19 protein-coding genes are annotated in these 21,006 nt (G+C 37.6%); 11 read left to right on the forward strand and 8 right to left on the reverse strand.

Translation table 11 applies throughout. The annotated features are described in order from the left end of the window. The first annotated feature begins 1,235 nt into the window (after window positions 1–1,235). A complete protein-coding gene (locus H5084_RS17580) occupies window positions 1,236–1,949 on the forward strand; it encodes a response regulator transcription factor (RefSeq protein ID WP_028867017.1) in 714 nt (237 codons plus the stop codon). Between the two features lie 148 nt (window positions 1,950–2,097). On the opposite strand, the gene H5084_RS17585 is transcribed toward H5084_RS17580, so the two are convergent. From H5084_RS17585 to H5084_RS17605, 5 genes are read right to left on the reverse strand one after another with little or no spacing between them, the layout of a single operon-like run. Beyond that, a complete protein-coding gene (locus H5084_RS17585; RefSeq protein ID WP_182691941.1) occupies window positions 2,098–3,507 on the reverse strand; it encodes an aldehyde dehydrogenase family protein in 1,410 nt (469 codons plus the stop codon). Window positions 3,508–3,527: 20 nt separating this feature from the next. Further along, a complete protein-coding gene (locus H5084_RS17590; RefSeq protein WP_028867015.1) occupies window positions 3,528–5,006 on the reverse strand; it encodes a tripartite tricarboxylate transporter permease in 1,479 nt (492 codons plus the stop codon). 14 nt (window positions 5,007–5,020) lie between these two features. Then, the gene (locus H5084_RS17595) at window positions 5,021–5,599 is read right to left on the reverse strand and encodes a hypothetical protein (protein ID WP_182691943.1); all 579 of its coding nucleotides are present in this window, start codon (window positions 5,597–5,599) and stop codon (window positions 5,021–5,023) included. 56 nt (window positions 5,600–5,655) lie between these two features. Continuing rightward, window positions 5,656–6,594 carry a tripartite tricarboxylate transporter substrate binding protein gene (locus tag H5084_RS17600; RefSeq protein WP_028867013.1) on the reverse strand — a complete coding sequence of 313 codons (939 nt, stop codon included), beginning with the start codon at window positions 6,592–6,594 and terminating at the stop codon, window positions 5,656–5,658. Window positions 6,595–6,618: 24 nt separating this feature from the next. Beyond that, entirely contained in the window at window positions 6,619–7,134 is a 516-nt protein-coding gene (locus tag H5084_RS17605; RefSeq protein ID WP_051368833.1) for a universal stress protein, read from the reverse strand. Between the two features lie 301 nt (window positions 7,135–7,435). Here H5084_RS17605 and H5084_RS17610 point away from each other — a divergent pair, with 301 nt between their 5' ends. The 7 genes from H5084_RS17610 to H5084_RS17640 all read left to right on the forward strand — a co-directional run bounded on the left by H5084_RS17610 (window position 7,436) and on the right by H5084_RS17640 (window position 14,654). Beyond that, on the forward strand, window positions 7,436–8,740 hold the full coding sequence (locus H5084_RS17610) for an FAD-binding oxidoreductase (protein ID WP_028867012.1): 1,305 nt from the start codon (window positions 7,436–7,438) through the stop codon (window positions 8,738–8,740). 84 nt (window positions 8,741–8,824) lie between these two features. Continuing rightward, the gene (locus H5084_RS17615) at window positions 8,825–9,187 is read left to right on the forward strand and encodes a cupin domain-containing protein (RefSeq protein ID WP_182691945.1); all 363 of its coding nucleotides are present in this window, start codon (window positions 8,825–8,827) and stop codon (window positions 9,185–9,187) included. A 434-nt stretch (window positions 9,188–9,621) separates the two neighbouring features. Continuing rightward, complete coding sequence (locus tag H5084_RS17620; protein ID WP_182691947.1) at window positions 9,622–10,446, forward strand: molybdenum cofactor biosynthesis F family protein; 825 nt, start codon at window positions 9,622–9,624, stop codon at window positions 10,444–10,446. Window positions 10,447–11,224: 778 nt separating this feature from the next. After that, on the forward strand, window positions 11,225–12,250 hold the full coding sequence (locus H5084_RS17625) for a TRAP transporter substrate-binding protein (RefSeq protein WP_182691949.1): 1,026 nt from the start codon (window positions 11,225–11,227) through the stop codon (window positions 12,248–12,250). Window positions 12,251–12,252: 2 nt separating this feature from the next. After that, the gene (locus tag H5084_RS17630; RefSeq protein ID WP_028867008.1) at window positions 12,253–12,789 is read left to right on the forward strand and encodes a TRAP transporter small permease; all 537 of its coding nucleotides are present in this window, start codon (window positions 12,253–12,255) and stop codon (window positions 12,787–12,789) included. Window position 12,790: 1 nt separating this feature from the next. Continuing rightward, window positions 12,791–14,119, forward strand: coding sequence for a TRAP transporter large permease (locus tag H5084_RS17635; RefSeq protein WP_182691951.1), 1,329 nt, complete (start codon window positions 12,791–12,793; stop codon window positions 14,117–14,119). Between the two features lie 40 nt (window positions 14,120–14,159). Further along, entirely contained in the window at window positions 14,160–14,654 is a 495-nt protein-coding gene (locus H5084_RS17640; protein ID WP_182691953.1) for a universal stress protein, read from the forward strand. Between the two features lie 571 nt (window positions 14,655–15,225). Here H5084_RS17640 and H5084_RS17645 read toward each other — a convergent pair. Genes H5084_RS17645 through H5084_RS17655 form a run of 3 tightly spaced genes read right to left on the reverse strand, consistent with a single transcriptional unit; the run spans window position 15,226 to window position 17,989 of the window. Continuing rightward, window positions 15,226–16,683, reverse strand: a complete 1,458-nt coding sequence (locus H5084_RS17645; RefSeq protein WP_182691955.1) for an NAD-dependent succinate-semialdehyde dehydrogenase — start codon at window positions 16,681–16,683, stop codon at window positions 15,226–15,228. Next, window positions 16,683–17,126: a homoprotocatechuate degradation operon regulator HpaR gene (gene hpaR / locus H5084_RS17650; RefSeq protein ID WP_220486006.1), complete on the reverse strand. Its 444-nt coding sequence runs from the start codon at window positions 17,124–17,126 to the stop codon at window positions 16,683–16,685. The genes H5084_RS17645 and hpaR overlap by 1 nt, the downstream gene beginning before the upstream one ends. A 2-nt stretch (window positions 17,127–17,128) precedes the next feature. Continuing rightward, on the reverse strand, window positions 17,129–17,989 hold the full coding sequence (locus H5084_RS17655) for a fumarylacetoacetate hydrolase family protein (protein WP_028867003.1): 861 nt from the start codon (window positions 17,987–17,989) through the stop codon (window positions 17,129–17,131). Window positions 17,990–18,212: 223 nt separating this feature from the next. On the opposite strand from H5084_RS17655, the gene hpaE reads away from it, so the two are divergent. The 3 genes from hpaE to H5084_RS17670 are packed head-to-tail and all read left to right on the forward strand — an operon-like array spanning window position 18,213 to window position 20,999. Then, entirely contained in the window at window positions 18,213–19,727 is a 1,515-nt protein-coding gene (gene hpaE, locus H5084_RS17660; protein WP_182691957.1) for a 5-carboxymethyl-2-hydroxymuconate semialdehyde dehydrogenase, read from the forward strand. Window positions 19,728–19,751: 24 nt separating this feature from the next. Further along, window positions 19,752–20,603 carry a 3,4-dihydroxyphenylacetate 2,3-dioxygenase gene (gene hpaD, locus H5084_RS17665; RefSeq protein ID WP_028867001.1) on the forward strand — a complete coding sequence of 284 codons (852 nt, stop codon included), beginning with the start codon at window positions 19,752–19,754 and terminating at the stop codon, window positions 20,601–20,603. A gap of 12 nt (window positions 20,604–20,615) precedes the next feature. Beyond that, a complete protein-coding gene (locus tag H5084_RS17670) occupies window positions 20,616–20,999 on the forward strand; it encodes a 5-carboxymethyl-2-hydroxymuconate isomerase (RefSeq protein WP_182691959.1) in 384 nt (127 codons plus the stop codon). Window positions 21,000–21,006 lie beyond the last annotated feature (7 nt).

A 21,006-nucleotide genomic window follows, 5' to 3' on the forward strand; every position in this document is an offset into this window, starting at 1 on the left:
TAACAAGGTTTGAATCAGCCAACTCCTTTGCTTCATCTTGTTTTAATACACACTCACTTCAAAAGACCTACTTAGTGGGAAATAAATTTCCTTTATTGCAAATATTTTTTGCAAGCCGTGTATTTGTTCATCTGTTATCACCTGACAACAACGGTTAAGTTTTATCCCTTATCGGTCGTTGCGGAGGAAGATAATAGTCTTCCTGGGGTTAATAGCAGGTTAAGAAATGACAAATAATTGAATTAACTTGTCGATCGTAAAAGTGGTGATACGGATGAAGTAAATAAAAGGTTCACTTTGCGATGGCAATAAGAAATCCCTTTAATAGTGGTGGTTTGTCGTTATTTTTGTAATTAATAGGATAATGGCAAGCTTGTTTTTAAAGTGAAGGTAACCAGCTAAAAAAGAGTAAACATCTTCTTTTTATCAAGTATAAAAATCAATGGCAGTCAGTGTTGCAGAGCAGTTTTGTGGTATATGGGAACTTAAATTATAAGTATGAAAATAGTAATAATTGATAGGTTTTACCATTAGTAATGTTTTTAAAACAGATCTGACTTTTACTTTGAAAATTGCTTTCAAACGGCTGAAAAAGATTAAAAAACCTTCAATGACATTTAAAAAATAACAAAAATACAGGAGTGAAATATATTTTATAGAACATCAAAGTCGCCGTTTTTATTCATTAAATGAATAAATAAAGAAGGGAAATAACTGAGTACTACAATTTTTAGAACATTAACTTTTATAAAATTCATTAGATTATAGGCTTTGGAATGTCATTAACTGGTGTTTTTACGTCACCATTCATAACCGTGCTTAAAAAGCTGTTTATTGGCAGCTTGAATAATGGTTTTTATTAAAAAGGTGTCTTCAAAGCGACGGAGTATAAATAGGTCTAGAGCGAACTTTATGTGGCAAAATATAGGATCAGGCATCACTATAATCTAAAACATACTAGAGATAGTTGTGATGGATCTTTATTAATCCTAAATGCCGGCAAAGTACCGAATATCTATGGCAGACCATGTGCCAACTTCCCCATTGTATTTTACGATGCTTTGCAGTTCTTTAATATTAGGGATGCGTTAATCAATAATTTGTAATAGGTCATATTCAAATAAAAAAATTTAATAGTGTGAAGTGATTAACTTTTTAATGATTACAAATAAGGTAGCATCTTTTCGTTAAATGCTTAACGTGTTAAGTAATATGTGTATTCAGGGAGGTTTTATATGGGAAGTCTTAACGCTAATATAGTGCAATTACATGAATTTCAAAATGAAGTTGTTACATTATTGAGTTCTAGTTTCAATATAGCAGGCACAGTCAGTTATTTGGTTGATGAGTCTTGTAAACCTTTGTGTTACGAAACCTATAATATCGCTACTATGATGCATCGCGAATATACTGAAAATTTCTACAAACTTGATCCTTTACATCCTACTAATTTTCAACATAAGTTAGACCGTGTAGTGAGAATGAGTGATCTTGTTCCTAGATCACAGCAGGCCGATAATACCTATTATTCTGATTTTGTTAGGCAATGGGATGTAAGAGACATTATTGAGTTATTCTACTATCAAGATGGCGTCATGATTGGTGGCTCATCGCTTTTTTTCAACAAAAACTCTGAAGAACTTAATAAAAATGAATTAGCCAGATTAGTAGGTCTACAACGTTATATAGAGTTCACTTTAAATAAGCAGTTACAGAATAATACTAAGATTAGCTATGAGGATTTTTGCTTGCAGTATGGTTTAACGAATAAAGAGAAAATAATTCTTCAACTAGCTATTCAAGGATTGCAAAATAAAACCATTGCATCAAATCTCAAATCGAGCTTACCGACTGTAAAAACGCATTTACAACATCTATTTTCTAAATTACAAGTGAGCAGTAAGATTGAGTTAGTAAATAAAGTTTATGGTGCAAACTGTATTCTATAAGTTGATTTTTACTGACTTTGACGATTGAATTAGCTCGAGTAGAGTGGTATTAGAGGGGATCTAAGTTAATTAAATTCACACGATAATGCTCATAACTAAACTGAAACACTGAAACATTATCGAGTGAGTTTTATATCAAAGCATTAACCTAACTTTTATTAATGTTGGTTACTTGCAGCAAGCTATTTTCTAATAAACCTTCTAGCCCAAATTCAACACCAAAGCCTGACATTTTACAGCCTCCAAATGGGACGTGGGGTAGTATTTCAGCATGACCATTGATCCAAACCGTCCCACACTCTAATTTTGATGCTAATTGAATTGCTGAGTCTAAATCTCCCCAAATTGAACCACCTAAACCAACCTCTAAAGAGTTAGCTTGCTGAATTGCATCATCAACGTCAGTGTATTTAATAATAGGAACAACTGGCCCAAATTGCTCTTCATCAACAATACGCATGCCATGGCTTGCATTACCAACAATAGTAGGGGGGTAAAAGTAACCTGGGGTATCTAATCTGTTGCCTCCGGCGTAAATAGTCGCGCCATGGGATTTAGCATCTTCAACCAGCGAAATAACTTTTTCTAACTGATTTTTATTCTGAACTGGACCAAAGGTGGTATCAGATGATAAACCTGAGCCAACAATATTCTTATCCGCTATTTCAGCGAGTAATTCACACAGTTGATCATGTTGTGATTGGTGTACATAAATTCGTTTAATAGCGGCACATGTTTGTCCCATATTAATGAATGCCGTATTGAAAATAGCTTCAGCCAGTTTGCTCAAATTAGCATCGGGTAGAATGACAGCTGCATCATTACCGCCAAGCTCTAGAGTTAAACGCTTAAGGTTATTTGCCGCTGATTTCATGATACGTTGGCCGCTTAAGGTTGAACCAGTAAATACAATTTTATTAATGTTTTTGTGTTCACTCATTGCTTGGCCAATCTTTCCATCGCCACATACCACACTAAAAACACCTGCAGGCAATACATCTTGAAGTAGTTCTCCCAAGCGCAAGGTATTAATAGGGGTCAACTCAGAGGGTTTGCTAATAACCGTATTACCCATTCTAAGTGCTGGTATTATGTGCCATATTGCAATCATTAATGGCCAGTTCCATGGCGTGATTGAACCGACAACGCCAATAGGCTTGCGTCTGCCTTCAATGCGTTTGTCATCTGTTTCTTGATAAACTTCCACTGGAATGTCGATATTGGTTGCATGCCTTGTCCAAGCGACTGCGCCACCCACTTCCATATGTGCAAGTTGTAATGGTTTACCTTGTTCGTTGACTATTATATTAGCGAGTTGTTCTGCATTTTCTTCAATCGTATCTGCAATTTTATTAATATAAACATCTCGTTCTGCTTGGGTTAATGCACTCCAAGTTTTAAATGCACTCACTGCACCTTCAACGGCTAAATCAAGTTGCTCTATAGATGCTTGTGGCGCTTCATATATCACTGTTTCATCTGCAGGGTTAAGTACTGAAATCGGGGATAAATCGCCCTCTGCATTGGCACCGTTTATTGTCATCCATAATTTGTTCATTTATTTCTCCTAGTTAATATTTATTTTTTTGAGTCTTTAACTAACGTCACTACAAATAATGTGATCGATACAATGATCATGATCAGTAGCGTTAAACTAATTGGTCGTTCTACAAAAATGGCGAAATCACCGTTAGAAACGCCAAGTGCTTGCTTCACTCGAGTTAGAAATACAGGGCCTAAGACTAAGCCAAGAATGATTGGAACCGCGGGGATTTGCTCTCTTTTTAAAATATATCCAAAAACAGCAAAGCCTAATGCAATGAGTGCATCTGAAAATTGATAGTTTTGGCTATAACTACCGATAAAACCAAGAATCAAAATAATGGCGCCTATAAAACGACCTCTAATTCTTGTTAAATTAACAATTAATTTACTGGAAAAAGTCAGGTATAAAAATGCCACGATATTGATTAAAAATATCGATATATATAATCCAGAAATAAACTCTGGGTGCTCAGCAAATAGGGTAGGACCGGGTATATAGTTATGAACCATAAATACTGACAGTAACATCGCCATCAAAGCATCAGCAGGAATTCCAAAAGCAAGTAGGGGGATCATAACCGATGCCGTTACCGCATTATTTGATGTTTCAGAGGCAATTAATCCCTCTTCTGCTCCGTTACCAAATTTCTCTGGTGTTTTAGAAAATTTTTGTGCAAGGGTGTAAGAAAAGAATTGAGAACCAAATTCACCAACACCGGGTAATAATCCCATGAGCACGCCCAATGCTGCTGAACGAAAAGCGGTCCACTTATATTTCCACACCACTAACATGCCTGAGAATCGGCCTTCTCCTTCATATTTTGTAACTTGTGAGTCATTACCTTTTTGAGATAACAACACAAATGCTTGTGACATAGCAAACAAACCAATGACGGTTGGGACAAGAGGTACCCCTCCGTATAACCATTCTTGTTCAAATGTATAGGTCATGGTGTTATAGGACCTATCAATGCCAATTGAGCCAAAGAAAATACCTAACCCAAGCATCATAGCGGCTGAAAATGCTTGTTTATAATGTGCCATAACAACGAAGATCATGCCTAGAGCGGCCAACATAGCAAACTCTGTTGAGCCAAATAATGTGGCTACCTGTGATAATATTGGTGCTAAAAATATCAGTGATAGCACACTAATAATACCGCCTACAAAAGAAGAAGAATAAGCTATCGATAGTGCTTTTTTACCCTTGCCTTTTTGGGTCATCGGGTAACCGTCATAAGTGGTCAGTACGGCAACTGGCGTACCTGGGGTATTCATCAAAATGGCTGGAATAGCTCCGCCATACCAAGCACCACCATAGACGCCAAGTAATAGCGTGACGCCTGGTAACGGGTCCATTGCAAATGTCATCGGTAATAAAATAGCAATAACACCGGCAGGTTCAAGACCAGGAATAGAGCCTATCGACACCCCTAAAATTGCACCAAAAACAATAGCAAGCATAACGTTTATTGTTATTATTTCTTGCATGCCTAATAAGAAAACATCCATAATTTTATCTCTATTTACAAGTACATATTCGCGAATTCAGATAAAGAATCGGGAAACAAGTTATACAGCCAAACATCGGGTAACCAAACACTAACGATGACTCTAAATATTACGATCAAGATGGAGACTGAGATAAGCGACATAACCACCCAAAAGCGATTAAATAGATTACTAATCCAAAGCATTGAAATGATCAGTACAAAACTTGAGATAGCAAAACCGACCACTGACAAACTTGCGATAAATAAGTAAAAAAACATGCTAATTATAATCGCGGTTCTATATTTACTGACTGCGTTAAAACTTAACTCAATGGGGTTTATATTTTTCAAACAGTGAAAATTTTTCTTAGTGTTGACTAATAAATAGGTACCACTAAAAATTGAAATAATAGATAACCCAAATAAAGGGGCAACAAAAGGCTGAGAATACCAGCCATGTGTAGTTGTTACTGCCGCTGCTTCAAAGGGTTGTAGAAGTATCAGCACGAGGGAGCCAATAAAAGATAATAAATAAAAGTAATAGTTCATCGGTAATTCATTGTCCGTTGAGTCACTTGTATTTTTTTCATCTATCTCGATTTCAATCGCCATTCTTTTCTCCCTTATTGTGAAAATATGAGTAGATAATTTATCTACTCATATTTAAATTACTTCATATATTCCAATAGCTCTTTCGCACCTAAAAAATCATTGTTAACAATAGTTTGTGCTTCTGTTCCGCCAATCCAAAAAACATTAGCCCCAGTGCTTTCACTGATATCTTTTACCTGTGGTGACTTTAATGCCGCCTGTGCTATATCAGCAATTTTTTGTTTGATATTTTCAGGTGTGCCTTTTTTAACAAATAGACCATTCCAAGTTGTTTGTTTTACACCGGTTTGCTCTTTAAGCGTTGCTACATCTGGGCTAATACTCATGCGATTTTGAGTAATAGAAGCAATAATTTTGACATCACCTGATTGTAAGCAAGCGAGAATAGTTTGTGTGGTTGTATTAATAATGTCTGCATCACCATTTGCTAAGGTGCTACAGGTAATGGAATCAAAGGGAGCGTTTGAAGAGAATTTAAGGCCAATTTTATCAGCAGCTTTAAAGGTAATCGCTGTTGGTAGGGCTTGATAACCAAAATGTGCTAGCGAGACATTGTTTTCCTGAGAATACTTAGCTAGCTCAGCCATATTGTTATAGGGTGCGTCATTTTTAGCTGCAATTACAAAAGGATAATCTAAAAAAATACCCACAGGCTCAAAGGTATTTTGATCAAAAGGTGCATTACCAGAGATGATCTGTGTAGTCAGAATATCTGCAACAAAAGAGCCGATAGTGAGGCCGTTAGCTTTACCTCTACCAACTTGTGCCGCTCCAATAACGCCACCACCGCCAGGTTTATTAATGACAGTCGCAGGTTTACCTGTTTGGCTAGACATCTCTTCTGCAATTAAGCGCGTAAGAATATCTTCTAAATCACCGGGCGGCCAAGGAACTACAAATTTTACAGGTCTATTAGGATACTCCGCTGCCATGACAGGAACAGATGAACATACGACGGGTAGTAACATTGCTAAACAAACTTTTAATTTTTTCATATTAAATCCTTTGATGATTATTGATTAAAGTGTTGCTAATTTTTTACGGGCTTCCAATCCATTTGGAAGGGGGACCATTAAAACTGGGATTGTTGCTGTTTGCAGAACTTTATTGACTGTAGAGCCTAAGAACATTCTGGAAAAAGGGCTGGATTTACGGTTTCCCATAATAATTAAGCCGGCATTGGTTTTCTCTGCTACGTCTATGATGACTTTTTCAGGAGGACCAAATTCTATATTAATTGAAAATTTAGGAGGAGTGCCTAAGTCACTAAATTTAACCAGTGCAAATCGCTGTATTCTTTCTCTGATTTTTGACGCGGTTTCTTGCTTTCGTTGAGAAGAATGGATTTTTTCTATTCCCTTTGGCAGATATGAATAGGAAGCCTCGGATGTAATGGTCTTAATACTTTCAATCGCATGAACATAAACAATTTCTGCTTTATTCTTGATTGCTTGATTAATTGCGACATCAAATGCTCTCCAACTTCCTTGACTAGCGTCTGAAGCATAAATGATGACTTTAATATCGTTTCTCATGACATTTCCTTTTCATAACTGGTGAGCTATTAAAAAAGATAATCCCTCACATTGAAATCAACCTTAAGGATGAGAAAGCGTATTTTAGCGGTGTAATCTGACCTATGTCGCATTTGTGTTTTTAGTTATTCCACAATCAATATTTTTATTTTTAAACTAAAGTTGTTATTAATCAGTAGATTAAGGTATTTTGTTCTGGATTGAATTCTGAATGAATACTGCTTTATCAACCTTACGGCTGATTGTTAGCTGTTGATGGCTATGTTTTTATATCGTCATAAAAAACGCTAAGGATGAGAAGATGAAAAGACATTTAGACTCTGAAACATATTACTCAGCAACAAAAAAATATGACTTAAGTTTCACCAGACTTACAGACGATATTGAAGCTGATGTGGTCATTATTGGAGGCGGGTTTACAGGAGTTAACACCGCGCTTGAGTTGGCTGAAAAAGGTTTTACTAATACGGTTATTTTGGAAGGGCGCTACCTTGGTTATGGTGGCACTGGACGAAATGGTGGGCAAATCATGGCGGGCCTTGGTCATGATTTAGATACCGTTAAAAAACACGTTGGACCGGAAGGCCTTCAAGAGCTATTTAAAATAGGTAACTTAGGTGCAGCCATTATTAAAGAGCGTGCGGAAAAATATGATATTAAGGCAGACTTTCGTCATGGCTACGCTTATTTAGGCAGTAATCCTCGTCAAGAAAAAACACTCAGAGCATGGGAAAAGGAATTCAAATCAGTGTCTTCTGATACTGAAATTGAACTGCTAACCGGATCTGATGTGAAAAGTGTCGTAGGTTCAGATGCTTATAGTTGTGCTTTAAAGCATATGGGGGCAGGGCATGTGCATTCTTTAAACTTACTACTGGGAGAAGCAAAAGCAGTAACAGAACTCTACGGTGTAAAAATTTACGAAAATTCAATGGTTATTTCCGTGGAATATGGGGATACGGTAACGGTGCGAACGCCGACCGGTAGCGTTAAAGCTAAAAAACTATTATGGGCTTGTAATGGTTTTTTAGAAGGGATGGAGCCTGAATTACACAAAAAAACCATCAATACTTACGCATTTCAAATGGCCACGGAGCCCTTGTCAGATCAGCTGATCGAGCAGATAAGCCCAATAAGAGGAGCATACAGCGATATTCGCCCAGTGATCGATTATTACAGGGTGACCAATGAAAATCGCTTACTTTTTGGTGCAGCAACAAGAGCGGTAGAGCATATTCCAAATGATTTAAAAAATTGGAATAGAGACCAAATGTTAAAGATCTTCCCTTATTTAGATCAAGTTAAAGTTGATTACGCATGGGGTGGCCCGTTATGTGTTAGTGCTAGTTTATTTCCGCAAATGGGTACATTAAAAGGCCATGACAATGTCTTTTATGTACAGGGGTATTCAGGTTTCGGAGTCACGCCGAGTCATATCATTTGTAAAGTATTAGCGGAAGGCATGACAGAAAGAACCGATAGATATGAGCTCATCAGCAACATCCCTCATGTCAATATTCTTGGTAAGGACTACGTTGCTCCTGCTTTATTAACAGGCGGAAAAATGTGGCATCAACTATCAGGTTATTGGAATGGGCGTCGTTAATATAACCTTTTAGATAGATTTTAATTTATTACTCAAACTCAGAAACATTAATTATTACTTACTCTTTAATTAAAGGAACAGAACATGAAACCAATATTACTTAATGCAGCTCTACCGGAAATGGCAGAAATCGGAAGTGTTACTAACTTAGGCTCTACTGTTATTGAAGGAGATCCGCAGGCGAGTATCGCGATGATCGATGGTGCTCCTGAAGATCCTGTGGCCTGTGCAATTTTTAAATGTACGAAAGGTGTATTTTCAATGCAATATCCTTTTACTGAGCACGCCACTATTTTGCAAGGCTCATTAAAATTAAAGAATTTAGAAACGGGTGAAGAAGAAACATTTGGTCCAGGCGACTCATGGTTTGTAGCGCAAGGTAGCAAAATTGAGTGGCATGTTTTATCTGATTACTTCGTTAAGCATTATTTATCAGTAGCAAAATAAAAAATATTTACTCGACTAAACCTATTTCAAACCAAGCTATTTAGGCCTAGTTTGGGATTGGTTTAGTTCTAGGCGCATCCTAGAAAAATAATACTCGGACAGCCTATTTTTTTGCTTATGTATTTGGGGTAAACGCATCAGATAAAATAAGTCTCAACTCAAAGTAAATCATTAATAGCCAAAAGCTTGAAAGCCAAAAATTTAAAAGATAAAGCACCCCGCGTATTTAAAACCTTGATACTAGGTGCATGTTCGCGCTTAAGTAATAGCTTAAGTAATATTTATCTCCCTTTAAAGAAGTTGCTGAAAAGTAACAACACAGGTTTTGTACGTCTAAACAAATTAAATTCGACTAAATAAAAGCATAGATATCATGTTGTCATCGATTTATAGGTGATGACATAGCTTATGAATAATCACTGAAAGGGTAAATGATGGATAACAAAACAGAATGGGTTCAAGTAGGCGACTTAGCTAACGGTTTTGCTTCAGATGCTAATACTTTAAAGTATGTTGATGATTTAGAAGGTAAGACCTTTGATTTTTACATGGAGAATGGATGGTTGATTCGACATGTTTTTAATAGTGGAAGTAGCTTAACGTGGGAAATTTTAAAAGGTAATGGTGTTGGTGAAAAGGTCACTGAAGCTTATACCGCTACCAGTATTCGAGAAGGCGTTTATTTTGTTGATTTTATTAAGTCAAAGGAAAAAGCAACTAGCGTTAGCCTTGTAATGAATTTAAATACAGATAATGGAACGGCTATTATCAATCGAATGCCATCCAAACAAGAAACGATGCGTCCTGCTTACCAACGAGTTATGGATGGAGATTTACTGACACCGGTTGATTCCGCCTTTGTACAATTTACTATGGGCACTGCCTATACTCAAGGTCGAGGTCATCAACATACAGATGAGCTAATCGGTAAAAGAGTTCAATATACTTATAGCCAACATGAGTCTTATGAGCATGTCTACTTGAACCAAAATTATTATACATGGCAATGTCTTAACGGAGTTGAAAAGGGCTTGGCAGATACTGACCTTTGTCATTATTACAAAATTGATGAAGAGCTATACTTATTTGTTTGGCGTGAAAAAATTATACCGACAGCTGGGGTAATTATGATTGATCTTAAATGTTTAAAAACAACGGGGAAAATCGTAGGTTATGATGGTACAGATTTTGAGAAACTGAATAACTTCCCTGTTGGTGCATATGCTAAGTTACTTAACGAAACTAAACATATCATCTAATTGAGCTTATCTATTGACTTAAACTGATAGCATTTTAATTCAATTGTGCAAAGTATGGTGTATCAAATATCCCCCATACTTTTGGTCATTATTGCTCCTCTGTTTCGTTTATTAATATCAACTCCGTTAACCGCTTGAATTAAGTCCTTACAATTCCTCGTACACAATCTCAATATTTCTCTCTACATAATGCTCACATCAACCTACCTATTTTTTCCTCACTTTTTAAATGAGGCTCTGTATTGGGAGGCTTAACCGCGAATTTTTAAACACTAGATGCTATTTATTTAAATACCAGATACTAAGCAGTAAAGTAAACAAGTAACTTAACGTGTTAACTACAATTTTTAATTTTTTATACGGAATATCAGCTGTTTATACTCTTTTTGTTTTTTTCGTCTATATAAAACAACTATTACTAAGTAATGAGACACGTGTCTTATAAGTACGTTAAATTCATTTTTACCTAAAAATATAGTGTGTTACGCGATTATAGAAAGAGAGGGAGAGGTCACATAACAATAAATATGTCGTTAAAAGAGCTTAATATCAGAAGCTAATTCATTTAACATGATTTCAAGTAAATGGTTAACGCGTTAAGTAAGTGAGTTTGTAAAGGTTGAATAATGAATGATCCTTAACAATCCAATCTACCGCTTGAGTGCTTGTAAGTTGCTGTATTAGCAAAGACATAATCATATACATGGACATATTAGTAATGAAAGGGGTTGTTTTAAACCCATTTTGAACGAATTAAATACCTCAAAGGAGAGCAATAATGATGAAAACGAATTTTTTGAAATTTATGATTGCATTATGTTTTAGCTTAGTAATATCAAAAGCAGCGACTGCAGCTCAAGTTTTACATGTAGCAACTTGGTTACCACCTAGCCACACCATGAATGTCGATTTTTGGCCAACTTGGGGGAAATGGGTGGAAGAAGCGACAGAGGGACGAGTCACTGTAAAAGTTGAATACGGTATGGGTCACCCAAAAAGTATTTATGACTTGGTTGAAGATGGTGTTGCTGAAGCAGGTTTTAGTTACCACGGATATGTACCGGGTCGCTTCAAACTGCCACAGGCTGTTGAACTACCTGGTTTAGGTGTTAAAGCAGAAGCTGCCTCGGTTGCTCTTTGGAGAGTACAACAAAAGCACTTTGCCAAAGCGCATGAATTCGAAGGTTTAGCATTAATTGGTATGTTTACTCATGGTCCTGGTTATGTACATACCATCGATCCTATTACTAGCCTTGCACAATTAAAAGGTAAGAAAATTCGTATTGGTGGTGGTATTCAAAGTGAATTAGGAGAGCGTTTAGGTATAACACCAATCGCAGCACCGGCTTCAAAAGTTTATGAAATGTTACAACAAGGTGTTATTGACGGTGTATTTTTACCTATTAATGAGCAAAAAGCGTTACGTTTAGCTGAAGTTGCACCGAATGTATTAAAAGTACCAGGCGGTATGTACTTAGGAAGTTTTTCTATTTTTATGAATGAAGATTTTCTAGCTAATTTAAGTCAAAAAGATCGTGATGCGATAATGAGTGTGTCGGGTGAAAAACTATCTGCATTAGCAGGGCGTTTATACGATGAAGATGATGTTAAAGGTGAGCAATACGCTATAGAAATGGGCGGTAATATCGTTGAAGCTGAAAAAGGCGGCAAACTTAGCCAAGAATTTCAAAAAATTAGCGAAGGTTTAGAAGCTGAATGGGTAGAAAGTGTTAAAGATACTGGCGTTCAAGGTCAACAAGCTTTGGATGAATTAAAAGAAATTGCACAAAATTACGGTAACTAATTATGACGCTAAATAATTGGATTTCAGCACACTATGAAGAACAAGGTATGGCCATTAAATGGGTTGCCTTCTCATTAGAGCTTATTGCAGGTATTACATTGTTATTACTGATGTTTATTACTTGTACTGATGTGGTCGGGCGGTATCTGTTCAACAACTCTTTAGATGCTGCAAGTGAGTTAACAGAAATTGGTATTGCAATCATAGTTTTTGCTGAGATGCCAATTATTACTTGGCGTGGTGGCCATGTTGTTGTTGATATGTTGGATAATTTCTTAGGCGGAACCATTGTTAAAGTGTTGGGTGTTCTTTCAATATTGGTTATTTCAAGCTCTTTATACTATTTAGCGGCCAAAATATTCTTTCTAGGTGCTCGCTCAATTAGGCGTTCAGAGGCCAGTGAATTTCTCGCTATTCCAATGGGATACGTGGTGCAGTACATCGCCATAATGAGCTGGGTAACTGCTGCGACAGTGATTAGTTACGGTACTTATCACCTATTAAAGAAAACTAAATCTACCACAAACAAAGAGGCTTAATATGACGATTGCATTAATTGGTTTTGCGATACTGTTATTAATTATTATTGTCGTACGTATCCCTATTGCGTTCGCGATGGGAATAGTAGGCTTTGCAGGATTTGCTTATCTGCAGGGCTTAAGCTTCGATAACATGATGACATTTAATTGGAATAGTAGCTTATCAATGGCTGCAAAACGAGTAGCAGACACGGCACAAGAATATAGTTTATCGGTGATCCCATTGTTTATTTTGATGGGTAATTTGGTGACTAAATCAGGCTTGTCTAAAGAGCTTTATCGCGCTTCTTATTCGTTTCTTGGCCATAAAAAAGGTGGCTTATCAATGGCTACGGTGGTTGCCTGTGGTGGTTTCTCTGCTATTTGTGGTTCAAGTTTAGCGACTTCGGCAACGATGGCGAAAGTAGCCATGCCTGAGATGCGTAAATATGGCTATGCAGACTCTCTAGCAACTGCATCGATTGCAGCAGGTGGGACATTAGGTATTTTGATACCACCGAGTGTGATATTGGTGTTATATGGAATCATGACTGAAACCAGTATTCGTGAGCTATTCGCAGCTGGATTCATTCCTGGTTTTATGGGCATTCTTTTATATTTGGGTGCGGTAAAGTGGACTGTTTGGCGTAACCCTGAAACAGGCCCTTGTGGTGAAAAAATGTCGTGGCAAGAGAAAAAGGCCGCATTAAAAGGGGTTTGGGGAGTATTAATTCTATTTGGTATTGTGATGGGAGGTATTTACTTCGGTATATTTACACCAACGGAAGCTGCTGGTGTGGGTGCGGGAGGTGCATTTTTAATCGCAATAAGCAGACGATCTCTTTCTCTTGGTGGTTTATTTGAAACATTAACAGATACTGCGCGTACTTCTGCGATGTTATTTGCTGTACTTATTGGTGCGCTTATTTATTCAGATTTTATTAACCGAGCAGGCATGCCAGATGACATCTTTAATATGGTAAGCCAACTGCAAATAACACCAATGCTAGTTATTTTTGTCATACTGGCTATTTACATCGTATTAGGGATGGTATTTGAGAGTCTTTCTATGATGTTATTGACCGTGCCTATTTTTTATCCATTAGTGCAAAGCTTAGGGTTTGACCTTGTTTGGTTTGGTATCGTAGTGGTGGTGGTGACTGAAATTAGTTTGATAACACCGCCTGTTGGGATGAATGTATTTGTATTAAGTGCGGTGCTCAAGGATGTTAAAGCTAGCACTATTTTCAAAGGGGTGACGCCATTTTGGTGTGCTGATATTGTGAGGTTATTATTGGTTACTTTGATAGCACCGATCGCAATGGCATTACCGATATGGCTATATAGATAAGCCTCACATTCGTGATCGTTCATATAACAAAGGATAAGTTATGTTATCAAAAGTGAATAAAATACTATATGCGTCTGATATCGAAAAAGGATCTCGCCCTGCATTACGCGCGGCGGTTAATCTATGTGGTCGATATCAATCGGAAATTACTTACTTACACGTTATCGAGCCGATAAGTAGTGCGATTAAATCTAGGATTAATGACCTCATTGAAGAAGCTGATTTAGATGAACTCTATAACGAAAGCTTGGTAAATTTGAAGCACAAGCTTGAAAAAAGAGTAGATGACTTTTTGAAATCAGAAATGCAAGAATCCGACGTATTAAAAATTACTAAAATAAAGACACGTATTGAAGAAGGCGTGGTATGGAAAACAATCGTTAAAGTTGCTAATGAAATGGATGTAGACCTTATAGTTATGGGGACTCGAACATCTTCATCTGCAGGTCAATTCTTCACTGGCTCAACGGCAAATAAGGTTATGTTAAATTCTAAACGTCCATTATTAATCATTCCATTAACAGATAAAGAGTAACCGTACTTTAGTTTGTAATTTATTGCTATTTTAAAGCCTGCCAATAAAGCGATCACTATAAGTGGTTTCTATTATTGGTAGGCTTTTTAGTTTGTTAGGGTCTCTAACGATACCTGCTTATTTTTCTACCCACACCCTTATATGCTCATTACCAACCAAAATGTAATTTATACTTACCTGCAGAACACCCAGATAAAAGAGAAAGATACATTTATATGCAGTGACCTTTGTGAGTCGTCTGTTAGGCAATCACCTCCTCTGTATTAAAAACTGGTTATTAAATTTCTAATTATCCCTTAGCTCTGCACCTTCATACTTATAGCCTCTGTCTTGTTGGGGAGAGGGGGAATTAAAGCGCTTTTTTAAATGAAAATGAGGTTATTTTAGGCTGTACATAAACAAGCGTTATTAATTAGGTTACATTTGATTAACTATATAAGGGGGTGACACGAGGTAAAAGCTTTGCGTGATGGATAGTATTGCTGTGAATAGTAAAGCTATAAATGAAAAGGAGTAACCTTATAAATCATAATGTTACTCCTTTAAACTGTTAACAAAGGCTTAAAAGCTATTAACTACCTAGACCGCCCAAGCAGATGTATTTCATTTCTGTGTAATCATCTAAACCGTATTTAGAGCCTTCTCGGCCATTACCTGATTCTTTGATGCCACCAAAGGGAACCATTGCAGAGCTAATTGCCACTTCATTGATACCAACCATGCCATATTCAATGTTGGTAGCCATTCTCCATGCGCGGCTAATATTGTCGGTAAATACATAGGAAGCAAGTCCAAATTCAGTATCATTAGCCAAATCAACAGCTTCTTGTTCACTATGGAATTTGAAGATCGGCGCAACAGGTCCAAATATCTCTTCTCTAAAAATATCCATTTTGGCATCAAGATTAGTCAAAATAGTCGGCTCGAAAAAGCAACTTCCTAAATCTGAGATGTTGCCGCCAATTTCAACTTTTGCACCTTGTTTAATTGCTTGCTGAACCAAATTATTAACATCATTAGCTGCTTTTTCTGATACTAACGGACCGTGTGTGGTGCCTTGATCAAATCCATTACCTAATTTAAATTGTTCAACTCTTGCTTTAAGTTTAGCGACAAACAGATCATAAATACCGTCTTGAACTAATATTCTATTTGCACAAATACAGGTTTGGCCTGAGTTTCTATATTTTGAAGCAAGGGTTGCTTCTATCGCTTTATCCATATTGGCATCATCAAAAATAATGAGTGGTGCATTACCGCCTAATTCCATTGAAGTTCTTTTAACGGTATCTGCACATTGTTTCATCAGCACTTTACCAACAGGTGTTGAGCCTGTGAACGTAAGCTTACGAACAATCGAGCTATCAGTTAATACTTTACCTAGGTCACGTGATTTACCAACAATGACGTTGATTACCCCCGCAGGAATACCTGCACGCTCTGCTAATTCAGCTAATGCTAATGCAGATAAAGGAGTTTCTAGTGCGGGTTTAATAATGATCGTACAACCTGCAGCTAAGGCCGGCGCTGCTTTACGAGTGATCATTGCGTTAGGAAAGTTCCAAGGTGTGATGGCAGCAACAACACCGACAGGTTGACGAATGACTAAGGCTTGTTTGTCTTGGCCTGGTAAATTGATTACATCGCCATAAATACGTTTAGCTTCCTCTGCAAACCATTCAACATAAGAAGCACCATAATCAATTTCACCAAGTGATTCTGTAAGAGTTTTACCTTGTTCCATAGTCATGATCGCAGCGAGATCTTGTTTATTCGCGATGATCAGGTCAAACCATTTTTTTAATAACTCAAAACGAGTTTGTACTGACGTTGTTTTCCACGTTTGAAATGCAGTATTTGCATCATCAATGACTGCTTTTGCATCTTGTTCATTAGAAAGGGCAAGTGTAGTGATAACTTCACCTGTTGCAGGGTTAAGAACATCTGCCTGTGTTTCCGTTTTAGTTAACCATTTACCATTAAGGTAACTACCCGATTTTAATAAAGTTGAATCGATTAAATTATACATTAATCACTCTCTTCTAAAGTTTGGATCAAATCATCTAGCAATTCATATAAAAGCTCTAATTTTCTGACGCCGAATTTTTCTTCAATCGCAATGTAGCGTTCAATAGATTTTGGTGCGATTTTAGCAAACAGCTCACGGCCTAAATCAGTTAGCAAAATTTTTGATCTACGTTGGTCATGCTCGGAAGCTTGACGTTCAACCAGCTTTTCTTTTACTAGAAACGTAATAATTCTTGATAGACTTGGCATAAGCAAATAACAACGTTCAGCAATGGTGCTGATGTCAAGCCCATTTTCATGCTCCAAAGCTCGGATCACACGCCACTGCTGTGGTGTTAAACCATGTTCTTTGAGTGATGGAATGAATTTTTTCATCACTGCTTCTCTTGTCTGCAATAAAGTCATTGGCAGTGAACGTTCGAAACTACGGAGTCTTTTAGTCATAATTATAAATCTTCGTCCTTAACACCATTAACTAAGGTACCAATACCTTCTACTTCGATCTCAACAACATCGCCCGGTGCTAGGTAACGAGGCGGTTCAAAACGCGCACCAGCACCATTTGGTGTTCCCGTTGCAATAACGTCACCAGGCTTTAAGTGGAAGAACTTTGAAAAGTAGCTAATGATATATTTAAAAGGAAACATCATACTCGCAGTTGTATCATCCTGTCTAACTTCGCCATTCACTCGTGTTGTGACGCGCAAGTTTTCGAATTGCTCTGCTGTAAATTCATCGGCACTCACCATCCATGGGCCAATCGCGCCAGAGTGAATAAAGTTTTTACCTTGAGTCACATTAAATTTAGCATGGCGAACCCAGTCACGAAGTGTGCCTTCATTCATAATGGTTAAACCAGCAATATGGTCGTAAGCATCGTCTTCTGAAATACGACGACCTTCTTTACCAATGATGATCACTATTTCGCCTTCGTAATCGAGTTTGTGTGATTCAGGTGGTCTAATAAGGGGATGGGCATGGCCTGTAAATGAGTCTGGTGTGCGTAAAAACAAACTTGGATACTCTGGATCATCAGAACCATCTTTATATTCAGCATTTCGGTTTGCGTAGTTAACGCCAACACAGGCAATTTTTCCTGGATTACTGATTGGTGGTAAAAACTCAACTTCTTCTGCTTGATAATCCACGTCCAGTGCTTTAGCCAGTTTTTTCATTGCTTCAAGTTTATCATCTTGTAGTACTTGCAATAAACTCCCGCCTACTAAGTTACCTAGGTCAATAACACCTTGATCATTTATCACTCCCCAAGACTCTTTACCTTCACGAACAAATGTTAGAAATTTCATTTTGGACCCCTCATTAAAAAAATCAATTAAAACATAACACGTTAACTAATTGCCCGCAATTTTTTGTGTTTTATATTCATTATGTGTATCAAATCTCGTTTTTATTCATAAGAGGAGAACTGGGGTTGACCTTTAAAATAAATATACTTAACCTGTTAACTAAAATTTTATCAAAACACTTTATCTGAACATATTTTAATTAATTTATAAATTGGAGTGACTCATGTCTGAATTTGAAAATAACTTAAGTAGAGCTAAAAACTATTTATCACGATTTAAAAATGTACCTTTAGGGCACTTTGTTGATGGCGAGTTTTATAGTAACCAGAGTACATTCACTAATTTCACTCCAGTAGATAACACCTCTATTGGTGAAGTTTCAGAGGGCACTGAGGCCGATATGGATAAAGCATGTGAAGCGGCTAAAAAAGCGTTTCCTGCATGGCGTGATATGCCTGGCGCAGAGCGTAAAAAGCTCCTACATCATTTTGCAGATAAAATAGTTGAACGAGCGGATGAAATCGCTTTAGTAGAATCAATGGATTGTGGTCAACCGATACGATTTATGAAACAGGCGGCGATCCGTGGTGCGGCTAATTTTAGATTCTTTGCTGATAAAGCGGCCGAAGCACAAAATGGTTTATCTCTTCATCAAGATGAACATACCAACTTCACTATACGCTCGCCGATTGGTCCTGTTGGCATCATCACACCTTGGAATACGCCATTTATGTTGGCAACATGGAAAATCGCACCGGCCTTGGCTTCTGGTTGTACTATCGTCCATAAACCTGCAGAAAAAACGCCACTCAGTGCTATGTTGATGGCTGAAATAGCCAAAGAAGCTGGGATCCCCGATGGCGTGTGGAATACAGTTAATGGTTTGGGCACTACGGTGGGTAAGCGTATGACTGAACACCCTGCGATAAAAGCAGTCGCTTTAGTGGGCGATTCAGCAACGGGCCGCCATATTATGCGTCAAGGAGCTGATACCTTAAAACGTGTGCATTTTGAATTAGGAGGAAAAAACCCTGTTATTGTATTTGATGATGCTAATTTTGAGCGTGCGCTAGATGCGGTTGTATTCATGATCTATAGCCTGAATGGTCAACGTTGTACTTCTTCAAGCCGTTTATTAATTCAAAATGGCATTAAAGAAAAATTCCTTTCTGCACTAGAGAAACGCGTTGCTAACTTGAAAGTAGGGCATCCACTTGACCCTAATACGGAAGTAGGGCCATTAGTACATAAAGAACACTTTGATAAAGTCATGCGTTATATGACCATTGCGCAACAAGATGGTGTAACCACTAAAGTCGGTGGAATTCATCGTGTTGATTTAGGGACTGGCAATTATGTTTCACCTACTTTATTTACCGATGCCGATAATACAATGCGTGTCGCGCGTGAAGAGATATTTGGCCCAGTATTAACCGCTATTGGTTTTGAAACAGAAGAACAAGCAATCAATATTGCGAATGATTCAGACTATGGTTTATCGGGTTATATCTGGACAGAGAACACAGGCCGAGCAATGCGAATGGCAAAACAAGTTGAGTCAGGTATGTTATGGGTTAACTCTGAAAATAATCGTAACTTACCTTCTCCTTTTGGTGGTATTAAATCATCAGGTATCGGCCGTGATGGTGGTGATTGGAGTTTCGATTTTTATATGGAAACTAAAAACGTGTGTATTGCACATGGCACACATAAAGTACCTGTTTTAGGCGCACTTTAAACTTTAATAATAAGGGAAACTCAAATGGGTAAACTTGCATTTGCTGCCAAAATAACACATGTCCCATCAATGTATTTATCTGAGATGGAAGGTGAGCATAAAGGTTGTCGTGAAGCGGCTATTGAAGGTCATAAAGAAATTTCACGCCGTTGTCGAGAATTAGGCGTGGATACCATTGTCGTATTTGATACGCACTGGTTGGTTAATTCTGGTTATCACATTAATAATGCGCCAAAGTTCGAGGGTATTTATACCAGTAATGAGCTACCACATTTTATTAAAAATATGCCCTACAGCTATGATGGTAATGTTGAATTAGGCGACATAATCGCTGATGTTGCTAACAAAGAGGGTGTAGCCGTAAGAGCACATTCTGATACAACATTAGGTATGGAATATGGCACGTTAGTACCTATGCGTTATATGAATGAAGATAAACATTTTAAAGTCGTGTCGATCTCTGCCATGTGCCAAGTTCATGATTTAAACGATAGTGCAAAACTGGGGGCGGCATTAAGAAAAGCCATTGAAGAAGAATATGATGGCACCGTTGCTATTTTTGCTTCAGGTTCATTATCGCATCGTTTTGCTCAAAATGGCGTATCAGAACACTATCTACACAAAACATGGTCACCACTGTTAGAAAATATCGATCACCGTGTTGTTGAGATGTGGGAGCAAGGTGAGTGGGCAACCTTCACTGAAATGTTACCTGAGTATGCACTTAAGTGTCATGGCGAAGGCTTTATGCATGATACCGCGATGTTACTTGGAGCATTAGGGTGGGATCAATACAAGGGTAAGGTTGAAGTTGTGACTCCTTACTTTGGTAGTTCTGGCACCGGCCAAATTAACGCCATTTTTCCAGTTGAATAAGAGAGGTTTACGATGCCACATTTTATACTAGAACACTCTGGCAATTTAGAAGATAAGCAACTGAATGTAGATACCTTGTTCTCAGATTTAATTGATACAGCTGTTTCTACGGGGATTTTTCCCTTAGCGGGGATCCGCTGCCGCGCTCATAAATGCGAACAATTCAGAATTGCCGATGGCACAAAAAGTTTTGGATTTGTTCATCTAAATGTGCGTATTGGTTCAGGGCGAACCGAAGAGCAGAAAGGCAGCGCTGCTAAACTTTTATTTTCGGTGCTAACCGACCATCTGGCGAGTATTTTTGATAGCCAAGGTCTTGCTATTTCATTTGAGCTTACTGAGCTACCGGAACATAAATTTAATCAAAATAACCTTCGTGACTATCTTGCGAAATAATAAATAT

Origin of the sequence: Psychromonas sp. SR45-3 (genome assembly GCF_014163575.1) — a bacterium.
GTDB classification, from domain to species: domain Bacteria; phylum Pseudomonadota; class Gammaproteobacteria; order Enterobacterales; family Psychromonadaceae; genus Psychromonas; species Psychromonas arctica.